11 protein-coding genes and 1 tRNA gene are annotated in these 14,859 nt (G+C 38.0%); all 12 read left to right on the top strand.

Annotated features, from left to right (window positions below; genetic code table 11):
• The 12 genes from mraY to ACFSQP_RS12600 all read left to right on the top strand — a co-directional run bounded on the left by mraY (position 1) and on the right by ACFSQP_RS12600 (position 14,742).
• On the top strand, positions 1 to 1,242 hold the full coding sequence (mraY, locus tag ACFSQP_RS12655) for a phospho-N-acetylmuramoyl-pentapeptide-transferase (protein ID WP_376895083.1): 1,242 nt from the start codon (positions 1 to 3) through the stop codon (positions 1,240 to 1,242).
• A 49-nt stretch (positions 1,243 to 1,291) separates the two neighbouring features.
• Entirely contained in the window at positions 1,292 to 2,674 is a 1,383-nt protein-coding gene (murD, locus tag ACFSQP_RS12650) for a UDP-N-acetylmuramoyl-L-alanine--D-glutamate ligase (RefSeq protein WP_376895081.1), read from the top strand.
• A gap of 41 nt (positions 2,675 to 2,715) precedes the next feature.
• Complete coding sequence (locus ACFSQP_RS12645; RefSeq protein ID WP_376895079.1) at positions 2,716 to 3,918, top strand: FtsW/RodA/SpoVE family cell cycle protein; 1,203 nt, start codon at positions 2,716 to 2,718, stop codon at positions 3,916 to 3,918.
• 7 nt (positions 3,919 to 3,925) lie between these two features.
• Positions 3,926 to 5,065: an undecaprenyldiphospho-muramoylpentapeptide beta-N-acetylglucosaminyltransferase gene (gene murG / locus ACFSQP_RS12640; RefSeq protein ID WP_376895077.1), complete on the top strand. Its 1,140-nt coding sequence runs from the start codon at positions 3,926 to 3,928 to the stop codon at positions 5,063 to 5,065.
• Positions 5,066 to 5,080: 15 nt separating this feature from the next.
• Complete coding sequence (murC, locus tag ACFSQP_RS12635; RefSeq protein WP_376895075.1) at positions 5,081 to 6,481, top strand: UDP-N-acetylmuramate--L-alanine ligase; 1,401 nt, start codon at positions 5,081 to 5,083, stop codon at positions 6,479 to 6,481.
• Complete coding sequence (locus ACFSQP_RS12630; RefSeq protein ID WP_376895073.1) at positions 6,471 to 7,190, top strand: cell division protein FtsQ/DivIB; 720 nt, start codon at positions 6,471 to 6,473, stop codon at positions 7,188 to 7,190. The genes murC and ACFSQP_RS12630 overlap by 11 nt, the downstream gene beginning before the upstream one ends.
• Positions 7,191 to 7,193: 3 nt before the next feature.
• On the top strand, positions 7,194 to 8,516 hold the full coding sequence (ftsA, locus tag ACFSQP_RS12625) for a cell division protein FtsA (RefSeq protein WP_376895071.1): 1,323 nt from the start codon (positions 7,194 to 7,196) through the stop codon (positions 8,514 to 8,516).
• Between the two features lie 64 nt (positions 8,517 to 8,580).
• A complete protein-coding gene (gene ftsZ, locus ACFSQP_RS12620; RefSeq protein WP_376895069.1) occupies positions 8,581 to 10,545 on the top strand; it encodes a cell division protein FtsZ in 1,965 nt (654 codons plus the stop codon).
• 136 nt (positions 10,546 to 10,681) lie between these two features.
• Positions 10,682 to 11,131 (top strand): GatB/YqeY domain-containing protein, encoded by a 450-nt coding sequence (locus ACFSQP_RS12615; protein ID WP_376895067.1) that lies wholly within the window; start codon positions 10,682 to 10,684, stop codon positions 11,129 to 11,131.
• 28 nt (positions 11,132 to 11,159) lie between these two features.
• Positions 11,160 to 11,233: transfer RNA gene (locus ACFSQP_RS12610), tRNA-Arg, on the top strand.
• A gap of 737 nt (positions 11,234 to 11,970) precedes the next feature.
• Positions 11,971 to 13,899: a transcriptional regulator gene (locus ACFSQP_RS12605; RefSeq protein ID WP_376895065.1), complete on the top strand. Its 1,929-nt coding sequence runs from the start codon at positions 11,971 to 11,973 to the stop codon at positions 13,897 to 13,899.
• A 681-nt stretch (positions 13,900 to 14,580) separates the two neighbouring features.
• Positions 14,581 to 14,742, top strand: coding sequence for a hypothetical protein (locus tag ACFSQP_RS12600; RefSeq protein WP_376895063.1), 162 nt, complete (start codon positions 14,581 to 14,583; stop codon positions 14,740 to 14,742).
• Positions 14,743 to 14,859 lie beyond the last annotated feature (117 nt).

Here is a 14,859-nt window from a genome sequence, read left to right as displayed (position 1 = left end):
ATGCTGTATTACCTTTTTGAATATTTAGACACCTATTATGACTTCCCGGGCTCCGCCTTGTTTGGTTTTATATCATTCCGAGCCGCGGTAACCATTATATTGTCGTTGCTAATTTCAACTATTTTTGGTCGGCGCATTATTCGTTTTCTTCAAAAACAACAAGTTGGCGAAACCATTCGGGATTTAGGATTAGAAGGTCAGGTAGAAAAAGCTGGTACCCCTACAATGGGCGGTGTTATTATAATTCTTGCTACGCTAATCCCTGTTTTACTGTTCGCAAAACTTGAAAATATTTACATCATTCTTTTGGTAATTACCACGCTATGGATGGGTACCATTGGTTTTATTGATGATTATATTAAAAAGTTTAAAAACGATAAAGAGGGCTTAAAAGGACGATTTAAAGTGTTAGGCCAAATAGGTTTGGGTATTATTGTAGGCGCTACATTGTATTTTCATCCAGACGTTACACTAAAAGAAAAACTACCACAAGCGCAACAGCAAGAAATTCTGGCAGCCAATCCAGAGGTGGCTTCTTCTAAATTGTTTCAAATGGAAGAGAAGTCTACCAAAACCACCATTCCTTTTGTAAAACAAAATGAATTTGATTACGCCGACTTAATAACCTGGATTAGTCCGGATCTTGCAAAATACGCTTGGATTGTTTTTATCCTGGCGGCTATTTTTATTATTACTGCGGTATCTAACGGTGCTAATTTAACCGACGGTATAGATGGTTTGGCCGCAGGTACCTCGGCAATAATTGTTCTAACCTTGGGTATTTTTGCCTGGGTGTCTGGTAACATTATTTTTTCCGATTATTTAAACATTATGTACATCCCCAGGGTGGAGGAAATAACAATTTATATAGCTGCTTTTGTGGGCGCCCTTATTGGGTTTTTGTGGTACAATGCGTACCCAGCACAAGTGTTTATGGGCGATACAGGTAGTTTAACTATAGGTGGTATCATAGCTGTAATTGCTATTGCTGTTAGAAAAGAATGGCTTATACCTGTATTGTGCGGTATCTTTTTAGCTGAAAATCTTTCGGTAGTCATGCAGGTTAGCTGGTTTAAGTATACCAAAAAGAAAACAGGTGTGGGCAAACGTATTTTTAAGATGGCACCTTTACACCACCACTACCAAAAGTCGGGCTACCACGAGAGTAAAATTGTTACCCGTTTTTGGATTATAGGTATTTTACTAGCCATTATAACCATTGTTACGTTAAAAATTAGATAAAAAAATAAGGCGAATTAGCACAAGCAACACACGCATTACAAACACGAAAATGAAACCAGAAACAACCAACACAATACGTATTAAAACACCTTTTAAAAAAGAAGGCAGGTTGGTTGTGCTTGGTGGTGGCGAAAGCGGTATTGGTGCGGCACTATTAGCCCAAGCAAAAGGTTATGAGGTGTTTGTGTCGGATAAGGGTGTTATTAAAAACAAATTTCGGGAGCTGCTTAATCAGCATGCCATTCCTTGGGAAGACACACAGCATACAAAAGCACTTATTTTAAATGCCGATGTTGTGGTTAAAAGTCCGGGTATTCCAAATACTGTGCCTTTAGTGGCGGCCTTAAAAGAGCAGGGTATTCCGGTAATTTCTGAAATAGAATTTGCTGCAAACTATACCCAAGCAAATATTGTGGCTATTACAGGAAGTAATGGCAAAACCACCACAGCGTCGCTAACACACCATGTGCTTAAGCAGGCGTTAAGTGTGGGTTTGGCTGGTAATATTGGTGCTAGTTTTGCCAAACAAGTACAGGCTAATAATTATCCTAATTATGTACTGGAAATAAGTAGTTTCCAACTGGACGACTGCTTCAGCTTTAGGCCGCATATAGCCGTATTATTAAATATAACACCAGACCATTTAGATAGATATAATTACAATTTTGATGCCTATGTGGCTTCTAAATTTAGAATTACTAAAAACCAAACGGCAACCGATTATTTTATTTACGATGCCGACGATCCGGTAATTACCAACTGGCTTGAAAAGCATCCAACTAAAGCCACGTTATTGCCATTTTCGTTGCACAAACGAATTGAAAATGGTGCCTATTTCGAAAATAATACATGTATAATAACCATAGATAATAACCAAATAATTATGCCAGCAAAGGATATAGCATTGCAAGGGAAACACAATATTAAAAACGCCATGGCGGCCTCTACTGTGGCACATCTCTTAAAAATAAGAAAGCAAACTATACGCGAAAGTCTCGAAAATTTTCACGGCGTAGAGCATCGTTTAGAAGATGTGCTTAAAATTAATAAAGTAAATTATATTAACGATTCTAAAGCTACTAATGTAAATGCCACCTACTACGCTCTAGAAAGTATGGATGCTCCAACTATATGGATTGTTGGCGGAGAAGACAAAGGGAACGATTATACGGAGTTGTTTCCGTTTATAAACGAGAAGGTAAAGGCTATTATTTGCTTGGGAGTGGATAATAAAAAGTTATTCGAAAACTTTCAATCGATGGTCGATATCATGGTGGAAACCCAAAACATGAGCGAGGCGGTTAAAATAGCATATAAATTAGCCGAGTCCGGCGATAACGTTTTGCTTTCGCCAGCATGTGCTAGTTTCGATTTATTTGAAAACTACGAAGATCGCGGCCGTCAATTTAAGGAGGCCGTTAGAAATTTATAAAGTATGTAAAGCAAAAAGCAATTTAAACTAAAACAAAAACAGTGCAACCAATTTTTAAAAATATAAAAGGCGACCGATTGTTATGGGCTGTAGTGGCCGTACTTGGTATTTTTTCTTTTTTACCAGTGTACAGTGCTGCAAGTAACTTGGCTTACACCGGTGTTGGCAGAGGAACCTTTTCTATATTTTTTGGTCATTTTATGCACTTGGTATTGGGTTTTCTCATTGTGTTTGTAGTGCATAAAATACCCTATCGTTACTTTAGGGCTTTTTCTATTTTGCTATTGCCTGTGGTGTTGGTGTTATTGGTTATTACACTTATGCAAGGTTCGGCTACGGCAGGAACCAACACCAGCAGATGGATACAAATTCCAGTAGTGGGCGTGTCCTTTCAAACATCTACATTCGCTTTTGTCGTGTTAATGGTTTACGTAGCGCATTATATGGCGCGAATAAAAGATAAAATAATTACGTTTAAAGAGTCAATTTTACCGCTTTGGATGCCTGTATTTTTAGTTTTAGCCTTAATTTTGCCAGCTAATTTTTCTACGGCAGCCATTATGTTTAGTATGGTGCTCGTTTTGGTGTTTTTAGGCGGCTATCCGTTTAGGTACATTGCTGTTATTATTGGCTCTGGTTTGCTGGCTTTAACGCTATTTGTGTTAACAGCAAAAGCGTTTCCCGATGCTATGCCAAACCGTGTAGACACCTGGATGAGTAGGATAGCTAGTTTTACCGACGATGCTATTACCGAGGAAGATTACCAGATAGAAAAAGCAAAAATAGCCATTGCTAGTGGCGGCTTGCATGGTGTGGGACCTGGAAAAAGTATTCAAAAAAACTTTTTACCACAATCCACATCCGATTTTATTTTTGCCATTATTATTGAAGAATATGGCTTGTTTGGTGGCTTGGTACTTATGTTTTTTTACTTAACATTTTTAGTGCGTGTGGCTGTTATTGCCCAAAAATCGGATACCATATTTGGGAAATTGGTGGTTTTAGGTGTAGGACTACCCATTGTTTTTCAGGCGCTTATTAACATGGCCGTTGCGGTCCAGTTGTTTCCAGTAACAGGCCAGACATTACCGCTAATAAGTAGTGGTGGTACCTCTATTTGGATGACATGCTTGGCAATAGGTATTATTTTAAGTGTAAGCGCTAAACGAGAAGAATTAGTAAAAAAGGAAGCACAAGACGAACAAGAAGATAATCCGTTAGATATTTTATCGGAAGCAGTTTAATTATAAAATGAAGCATACCACAGTGGTAGATTACAACAAAACATATCATATTATTCTCTCGGGAGGTGGTACAGGCGGCCATATTTATCCCGCTGTTGCCATTGCTAACGAGCTTAAACAGCGTTTCCCGAATGCTAAATTTTTGTTTGTTGGCGCCAAGGATCGAATGGAAATGGATAAAGTACCCGAAGCAGGTTACAAAATTCATGGCTTGTGGATTTCTGGTATTCAAAGAGCATGGACACTTAAAAATTTAAGTTTTCCGTTTAAGCTAATAAGCAGTTTGTGGGGAGCTAAAAAAATTATTGCCAAATTTAAGCCAGATGTGGTTATTGGTACTGGCGGATTTGCCAGCGGGCCGCTGTTACATATGGCTGCTGCCAAAGGTATTCCAAGTTTAATACAGGAGCAGAATTCGTTTCCGGGAATTACCAATAAACTGTTGGGTAAAAAAGTGTCCAAAATTTGTGTGGCTTACGATGGTTTGGAGCGCTTTTTTCCTGCTAATAAAATTATTAAAACAGGAAATCCGGTGCGAGCAGATTTATTACATATTAACGAAAAACGGAGCGCAGCCCTAAAAACGTTTCAGTTAGATGCTGAAAAGAAAACCATTTTAGTGCTTGGCGGTAGTTTAGGCGCGAGAAGAATTAATGAGTTACTAGAAAAAGAACTGGATTTTTTACTTACACACAATGTACAGGTGGTGTGGCAATGTGGTAAATTATATTACAATCAGTATAAAATTTACAACCACACAAAACACATACAAGTACATCAATTTATTAACGATATGGCCAGTGCTTATGCGGCGGCCGATATTATTATTTCGCGAGCCGGTGCCATTTCGGTATCGGAGTTATGTATTGTTGGTAAGCCGGTTATTTTTATTCCCTCGCCAAATGTGGCCGAGGATCATCAAACAAAAAATGCACAAGCTATTGCCAACGAACAGGCCGCTATTCTAATAAAAGAAAGTGACTTGGATGTAGATTTTCAAAATAAATTCATCCAACTTATTGTGGCGCCAGATAAGCAAAAAGCTTTGGCAGACAACATAAAAAAGTTAGCACGGGAAAACGCAACCAAGGATATAGCGGATCAGGTGGAACAATTATTAGGGGTTCAAAAAGCAAAAACGGCCTAAAAGGAATTAGTAATTATGCAACAAAGGCAGTCTATAAAATTAACTAAAAACAACAGTCACTCCAGCACAGCATGGTCCTGGGAGGCAGTTTATTTTATTGGTATTGGCGGTATTGGTATGAGTGCCTTGGCGCGGTATTTTCACGCCTACGGAAAACGGGTTTCTGGTTACGACAAAACCCCATCGGCCATTACCAAAGGCTTGGAGGCATTGGGCATAAACATACATTACACCGATGCCGTGTCTGCCCTGACAAACGAGACCTTGGATCCGGAAAAAACGCTTATTGTTTACACGCCAGCTATTCCAAATACGCATGCGCAGCTATTGTATTTTAAGGCTAATAACTTTAGCATTTTTAAACGCGCTCAAGTATTAGGGCAAATAACGCAAAATACGTTTTGTTTGGCAGTGGCAGGAACACACGGAAAAACCACTACCACAAGTATTTTGGGGCATATTATGGCAGTTTGCCAAGCACCGGTAACGGCTTTTTTAGGCGGTATAAGTGAAAACTATCAGAGTAATCTCATTTTAGAAGGCACCGATGTAACGGTTGTGGAGGCAGACGAGTTTGATAGGTCCTTTTTAACACTTACACCAAACATAGCATGTATTACGGCTATGGATGCCGACCATTTGGATATTTATGGTCATGCGGAAGCATTGGAAGCAGCCTTTAAGGAATTTGCGAATAAACTAAAACCTGACGGTAAATTATTTGTTAAAAATGGTTTGCCCATCTCTGGAATTACCTACGGTATTGAAGACGATGCAGCCTATTCTGCGCATAATATTCGTATAGAAAATGGTGGTTATGTGTTTCACGTAAAAACACCTGTAACTACCTTGCATAATGTACGCTTTTATTTACCAGGCAGACACAATTTATCCAATGCTTTGGTAGCTTTGGCTATGGCTTTGGAGTACGGTTGTCCGGAGGAAACAGTTATTGCGGCTTTAGCTTCGTATTTGGGCGTAGAGCGCCGTTTTTCATACCAAATAAAAACACCAGATTTGGTATATATAGACGATTATGCGCACCATCCCGAGGAAATTTTAGCCGTACATCAAGCGGTGCGCGAAATGTACCCAACCGATTCTATTTTAGTGGTGTTTCAGCCGCATCTATACAGTCGTACGCGGGATTTTGCTGCAGGCTTTGCAACCAGTTTGTCATTGTTTGATAGCGTTATATTATTAGATATTTATCCTGCCCGCGAGGAGCCTATTCAAGGGGTTACCGCCGCTTGGTTATTGGAAAAAATAACGCAACCAAACAAACAATTAGTATCCAAACAGGATCTTATACCAGCTATTAAAGCTCAAAATAAAAACATTGTTTTAACATTAGGAGCGGGAGACATTGGTCAAGAAGTTAAACATATAAAACAAGCCTTACAGCATGAAAATTAATTGGCATCATATAAAAATGGTTTTGCTGCTAATTTTGGTGGTTACCTTATTTGCGTTTTCGTCTAAAAAAAACGAAGCACGCCTAGTAAGCAACCCAAAAGTGCATTTTAAAGGCGATAATAATCTGTTTATCACGCAAGAAGCTGTTAGTAAATTGTTAATACAAAATCAAGGAGGAACGCCAAATGTGCGTAAAGAAAGCCTAGATTTGAATGTATTGGAAACTGCCTTAAATGCAAATCCCATGATTAAGTCGGCCGAGGTGTTTGTAGATATAAACGGCAATTTAACCGCCGAAGTAGAACAGAAAAAACCCATTGCACGGGTTACGCATTCGGAGCCTTTTTATATAGATGATACTGGACATGTTATGCCTTTGTCTGCAAACTATACAGCCCGGGTGCCACTGGTAACGGGAACCGTTTCAAAAAATAATTTGGAAGTGGTATACCAAATAGCTCAAAAAATTAAAAGCGACCCGTTTTTAAATATGCATGTTACCAGCATACACCAGTATCCGGATCAAACGGTGTCGTTGCGTTTGCGGCAATACGATTTTGAAGTTTATCTGGGGCATTTAAGTCAACTGGATAAAAAAATTAATAATTTAAAAGCGTTTTATAAAAAAGCGTTTAAAGACAAGATATTAACTAATTACAGCAAGGTGAATCTGCAGTTTGATAGCCAAGTAATATGCACTAAATCTTAAATCATGGAAGGGAATATTGCAATAGGATTAGACATAGGAACCACAAAGATTGTGGCTATGATTGGTCGTAAAAACGAGTACGGTAAAGTGGACATTTTAGGTATAGGGCGGTCTAAAAGTTTAGGCGTTCATCGTGGGGTGGTTAATAACATCACACAAACCATTCAGTCTATTCAGCTTGCTGTACAGGAGGCCGAAGCTGCTGCAGGTGTAACCATAGAAAATGTGACGGTTGGCATTGCTGGGCAGCATATTAGAAGCCTACAGCACAGCGATTATATTACGCGTAGCAATTCTGAATTGGTAATAAATGAAGAAGATATAGACCGACTTATTAACCAGGTTCATAAATTGGTTATGTTACCTGGCGAAGAAATTATTCATGTACTGCCGCAAGAATACAAGGTAGACGGCCAAGCCGAAATTAAGGAGCCCGTTGGTATGTACGGAGGGCGTTTAGAGGCTAATTTTCATGTGGTTGTTGGTCAGGTTTCATCTATCAGAAACGTGGGGCGCTGCGTTAAAAGTGCGGGCCTGTATTTGGAGGGCATTACACTGGAACCACTGGCTTCTGCCAACGCGGTATTGAGTCAAGAGGAAAAAGAAGCCGGTGTGGCTTTAATTGATATAGGTGGCGGCACCACGGATTTGGCTATTTTTAGAGATGGTATTATTAGGCATACCGCGGTAATTCCTTTTGGAGGCAATGTTATTACAGAGGACATAAAAGAAGGGTGTTCCATTATTGAAAAGCAAGCCGAACTTTTAAAAATTAAATTTGGCTCGGCTTGGCCAGGCGAAAATAAAGAAAATGAAATCGTTTCTATTCCTGGTCTGCGTGGTCGCGAACCCAAAGAAATAACACTAAAAAACCTTTCAAAAATAATTCATGCCCGCGTGGTAGAAATTATTGAACAGGTGTATGTAGAAATTAAAAACTACGGCCACGAGGAGCAAAAGAAAAAGCTTATTGCAGGTATTGTGCTTACCGGTGGTGGCGCGCAATTAAAGCATTTAAAGCAGTTGGTAGAATATATTACAGGTATGGATACCCGCATAGGGTTTCCTAATGAACATTTGGCAGGAAACAGCGATGAGGAAATTACCAGTCCGTTGTATGCCACAGCTGTTGGTTTGGTAATGGATGGCTTAAAACGCCAAGAACGTAAAAATATGGAATTAGCTCTGGAAGAAGCCAAAAAAGAAGCGGAAGCAGAAACCGAACTACCATCCGAAGAACCTGAAGAACCAGTAGCACCACCAAAACGCTCGTTTTTAGACAAATTTACAGAGCGTATAAAAGATTTTTTAGACAATGCCGAATAAGGCAAGCCTAAAAAAATAAATAACCATAATAAGAGAATAATTAAGTACATATAAAACGAAATTCATGAGCAGCAACAGAGAATTCGAAACAAACATTTCATTCGATTTACCTAAAAATCAATCAAATGTTATTAAAGTAATTGGTGTAGGCGGCGGCGGCAGCAACGCCATTAACCACATGTTTCAGCAGGGGATTAAAGGAGTCGATTTTGTAATTTGTAATACCGATGCGCAAGCGCTTCAAAATAGCGGTGTTCCCAATAAAATTCAATTGGGTGTAAACCTTACCGAAGGATTAGGAGCTGGTGCCAATCCAGAAATTGGCGAGCAGTCCGCCGTGGAGAGTTTTGAGGACATTCAGCGCATGCTGGATACCAATACCAAAATGGTGTTTATAACCGCTGGTATGGGTGGTGGTACAGGAACTGGTGCAGCACCTATTATAGCTAAAATGGCCAAGGAATTGGATATACTAACGGTAGGAATTGTTACCATGCCTTTTCAGTTTGAAGGTAAAATGCGAAACCAACAAGCGCAAATAGGTATCGAAAAATTACGAGAAGTTGTAGACTCTCTTGTGGTTATAAACAATAACAAACTTCGCGATGTGTACGGAAATTTAGGCTTTAAGGCTGGTTTTTCTAAAGCCGACGAAGTCCTTTCTACAGCTGCTCGTGGTATTGCCGAAGTTATTACCAATCACTACACACAAAACATCGATTTACGCGATGCTAAAACCGTGTTAAGCGGCAGTGGTACAGCCATTATGGGCTCGTCTAAATCTGCTGGTCAAGACCGTGCTAAAGAGGCTATTAGGAAAGCACTCGATTCGCCATTATTAAACGATAACAAAATTACAGGTGCTAAAAATGTATTGCTGCTTATAGTATCTGGAACGCAAGAAATTACCATTGATGAAATAGGCGAAATAAACGATCATATTCAAGATGAAGCCGGACACGGTGCTAATATTATTATGGGTGTGGGTGAAGACGAAACCTTGGGCGAATCGATAGCTGTAACCATTATTGCTACTGGTTTCGATATGGAGCAACAGGACGAAATTTCGAATACCGAAGTTAAAAAAGTTATTCATGCGCTGGAAGAAGATAAACCCGAAGAACCACAGCCTGTAAAAAAGGAGAATAATCCAACCATAGTAACCCCGCGCATAGATTTTGAAGCAAGTCAGGCGCAGGAGGTCGTTAAGCACACCTTGGATTTAAATGATTTGGAAGACCTTAAATCGCCAGAACCTAAAAAAGATGCTGGTACAGGTTTAATTCAAACAACGCAAGCTATTAAAGATATTGAGGTTAGTTACACCAATGCCTTAACCGAAGCAGATGCAGACGATTTTGTAATTACCAATGCACATGCAGAAGCGAACGAACCTGAAAAAACAGTTGTGCAACCAGAGGAGGAACAGCAAATAACCCTAACATTCGATTTGCCCATAAGCAATCCGCCAGCCACCGAAACACCTAAACAGGACACTATTACCCACCAATTGGATGCCGAGGTTTCCAATATACAGGTAACCGATCCTGTTGAAATTATTCCGGTAACAGAAACCAGTCAAAAAGGCGAGGTGCGCTATGCCTTGGACGATTATATTGAAGCCGAATCTGAAATGAACACGAAAAAACAAACGGAAGCCTCTAAAAAATCGTTAGAAATTGAGGACACCGACGTGGTATTCGAGAAAAAAACCTTACAGCCAGATGCTGAAGAGGCGCCTACAAAGTCGGCCGAAGATATAGATCCTATACACACACCTATTTCCGAAATGTTGAAGGAGCGCGCAGCGGAACGCCGACTAAAAATGAAGGATTTTAATCATAAGTTTAACCGTTCTAAAATCGACGATATTGAGCGCGTGCCTGCCTATAAACGCCAAGGCGTTAATTTAGATCATACGCGGCCTTCGTCAGATTCTAGCTTGTCTGGAACACGAATTAGTCTAGACGATAACGACGATTTGCAATTGCGTAATAACAATTCCTTTTTGCACGATAACGTAGATTAGTGTGTACTAATTAATTACCAGAAAAAAAGACATTCAAATGCCTAAACGCATTACATTGAATGTCTTTTTTTATAATAGACACTTAAAAAAAGGTTTTGTTTACTATCTTTGCGCCACAAAAAAGCATTAATAAAACATGAGTTTACAGCAAGACATAATGGCCGCTATGAAAACGGCTATGAAAGCCAAAGATCAAAGAGCTTTAACAGCTTTACGTGCTGTGAAATCGGCTATACTACTAGCGCAAACTGAAACCGGTTCGCAAACCGAATTAACAGAAGCCGACGAATTAAAAATGCTGCAAAAACTTGTAAAACAACGTAAAGACAGTGCTGCCATTTTTATGGAGCAAGGTCGCGAAGATTTGGCGCAACCTGAATTGGAGGAAGCCGAAGTTATTAGTCAGTTTTTGCCAGAAGCTTTATCGGAGGCCGAAATTGAAGCCGCCGTTGTGGCTGCAATTAACCAAACGGGCGCAGAAGGAATGAAAGATATGGGTAAGGTTATGGGTGTAGTTAGTCAAGCATTGGCAGGAAAAGCCGATGGTAAAACTATTTCAAATATTGTAAAAGCGAAACTGTCTTAACCCAAGGCGGATAAGAAAAATAAACAAAGGCCTCGTAGTTCAACTGGATAGAATATCAGATTTCGGCTCTGAGGGTTGGGGGTTCGAATCCCTTCGAGGTCACGAATAAAAGAAACGGACAAAAAGAAAATTGAGGGCACTCAAAACTTTCTTTTTGTCCGTTTCTTTTTCAAAGCGGCGCTTTGGGGATGTGCGCAGCAAATCTCTTCGTGAAAGGTGTTGTTATTTGTTATTGTTCACTAAAAAAGTTCTTTTTGTCCGTTTCTTTTTCAAAGCGGCGCTTTGGGGATGTGCGCAGCAAATCTCTTCGTGAAAGGTGTTGTTATTTGTTATTGTTCACTAAAAAAGTTCTTTTTGTCCGTTTCTTTTTCAAAGCGGCGTTTTGGGGATGTGCGCAGCAAATCCCTTCGTGAAAGGTGTTGTTATTTGTTATTATTCACTAAAAAAGTTCTTTCTGTCCGTTTCTTTTTCAAAGCGGTACTGTAGAGGTGTGTGTCAGTTATTTTAGGTATGCTCTCTGATACCTTGTAAATAACAATGGTATGCATTATAGCTCAATATTGCTCAAAAAATGCCAAGAACTAAAAAACGCCAAATTAGCTTTCCAACGCACTTTTGGGGTTTCTGAAGTTTTTTTAGGGTTTTGGTAAATAAAATAAAAACCAGAAATAGACTTTTTTTCTGGTAAAAAGTTAATAAAAGAGCTTTATTTTAAATAAAAACGCAACCAAAAATCAATTAAATTCATTTTACTTAAATTTTATAAATAAAAATAAATTTATCTTTTTTAACTTTGGTCATTCCAAATAGCGGTCCACTTAGGGCACAGTCCTACTTATATGAAACAAAGTAAACATGTTAACGCATACATGCTGTTCTTGAAGGTTTTTAATGCTTTAGCAACAGGAACAAAATTAAATTTATTTAAAAATATAGGGTTAATTTGTCTGACTTTGTGTTTTTCTGTGCCTGGCGCTCAAGCACAAAATCAGGAAACCCTGTTAGATTCTATTTCAAGTTACAGAAGGATTCTCTTTCAATCGCCTGATGAGGTTAAAACAAAGCTTAACAACTTAAAGCAAAGCATACCTGAAGCAGATTCGCTTGTTTTTCATATTTATCACGATCTTTATGGTATTGCCGAAGCAATTTCTGGCAACCCTTTAGAGGCACTTACAAATTTTGACTTGAGTTATAATTTTGCCACTACAGATAAGCAGAAAGTGGTGGCTTTGGTTAATCAATCTAATATTTATAAAAATATTAATGAGAATAAAAAAGCACTCGAGTTATTAGATATCGCAGAAAAAAAAGTGCTCAAATTAAAAGATTCTACGGGTTTAATTCGCATTTATTCTGCTTCGGCTTCTATTTACAAAAATAAAGGCTTGTTAGATTTATCTGTAGAATTCTCTTTAAAAGCAATTGCAGTCATAAAAGCAACCCATAATAAGCCTTACGATTTAAATATTGAACGTCAAAAATTGGGAAATACCTATTTGGTGTTGAAAGATTATAAGTTCGCCATACAAGAATACGAATCTATTTTACCTTATTTTAACGAACAGAATAATGTATACACGGCAGCAGTTATAAATTATAATTATGCAGACGCTCTGTATAACGATGGCCAATTTAATAAGGCCAGTAAATTGAATGATGAAGCGGTTTCTATATTTACTAAAATTGACAACAGGCCGCTTCTTGCATTATCATTAACCCAAAAAGCACGCTTACTATATTTGAATTCAGGGAACTTAACAGCCAGTACAGAAATATATGAGCAGGCTATGCAAATGGTATCGGGTGAGAATGACCAGTTCCGATTAGAAATTACATTGGATTATCTGAATTTTTTAAATGATAACAAGAGTGTACAGGAATTTAATAACCTTTTTAAAGCGCAGCAAGATTATATAAGTAGTCAAGATTTGGAGCTTACAGAATCTATAGAATTTCAAAATTTATTATTGGCTTACCATACTAATGTAGGTGCTTTAAAGGCCGCTTTAAATGTTGCCGAAAATTTAATGTCCCTAAAAGACTCTTTAAGTAATAGGCAGTCTGATATAAGAGCCCGGCAATTACAGGTAAAACATAAAACAAATTTACTAGAGGCGGATAATAAGCTCATTAGAATTGAAAAAGAGTTGTTAGAGAGTCAGAATGCGCTTAATAGAAAACAAATTTGGGTACTCATTGCGCTATCGCTATTATTAATTGTTTTATTAGTAGCTCTGGGTTTTATGATAAATTACAAACGAAAACAAACAAAGTTAAAGGTGCAATTCCTGAAAGACGAAAATTTGCTACAGGCAAGAAATATGGCGCTTAAAAACACCATCCTAAATCAATATAAAACAGAAGCATTAGAGGCTGCTGGCAAAGAGGCGTTGTTGGTTAAAGGAATAAAGGATTTAAACAAGGCAATTGACGCTAAAAATATAACCAAAGCAAAAACGATTCTAAAAGAAATACATATTCCAAAAAGAACTTGGAAACTGATTATTGAAAAGTTTAAAAAATTTGATAATTATTTCATTCAGAATCTATTAAAAGAACATCCTAATTTAACGGCGTCTGAAATTGATTTCTGTATTTTAATTAAACTAAACTTTACCAACCAAGAAATTGCCGAAATTTTAAATATTACGCAAAAAAGTGTTTTTATGAAAAAATACAGAATTGTAAAAAAAATGGCACTTCCCGAGTCACGAGATTTCTTACATTACCTAAATACAATTGAAGAAAAAAATGCAGCACCCTAGCGTTTATGCTATTGGCAAGTGCAGCGCCTGGGCTTTTGTTCGCTCAAATAAACAGCCTTACCCATATATTGGATTTACTGACAATTCAATTGTAGCAAACTTCTCCCAAAAAGAAACGGGTATTTAGTCCTTTGTTAATTTTAAAAATTTTAAAAAAGGGGTCGTTTTTTTGCCGTTAAAAGCACAAAAACAGAATCGCTAAAAAGAAAATTGAATGCAATTAAAGGGTTGTATAGCGCAGTATAAAATTCTAAATTAAAAATACGAGCAGTATGGCCTGTGGTATGCTTTGCAGTGCTGTTTCTAGCTGTATATAATTAAGTATATATTTTAATGATTTGGTTTTGAGTGGTGTATAGATGGTATTGAGGTGTTATAAATACACTTTTTTTTAGTTTGTAGAACTTTTGTAGAACTCACAAAAGCCATTTGTTTCGATTTATGCTATAATTTCGCTGCATAAATTTATGGGTTTCTTTACTACCATTTCAAAAGTAATGGTAAATGCCGAAAAACCCTATTAAAAATTGTTTAAAACGAACAGAATGAGTCAGCCTCATTTTAGGGTTCAAAATAAAAGCAACTTTAATTACAAACAAATAATAACAGTAATAGCAAGCTTAATGCAAACACAATTTACTAAACTATAGAATACCCAAAAACCAAAAACTTAACCTATTTATGCGACTACAAAAAGAACGGAGCTTCAAAGCGGCGTACTTTACTACCAGCTTTATACTGCAACCTTTAATGTTTGGACAAGAAGGCATAACTACTAATGCAGCAGGAAATTTAGCTATGTTAGAAGTAGCCTATGCAAACAAAGGAACGCCTTTACCCTAACCAAGCGCCAAACCTTAAGTTTCTCCATTTGGCAAGCAATGGCAGCCTACTTAATTATGGCTGCACAATCTTGGAGAGTCCCTAAAGTCATGAATACTATGTAACTGTCAGATTACA

Origin of the sequence: Bizionia sediminis (assembly GCF_042684585.1) — a bacterium.
GTDB lineage: Bacteria > Bacteroidota > Bacteroidia > Flavobacteriales > Flavobacteriaceae > Algorimicrobium > Algorimicrobium sediminis.
The sequence above is the reverse complement of the archived record's forward strand: the minus strand, read 5'-3'. Positions and strand labels throughout refer to the sequence as shown.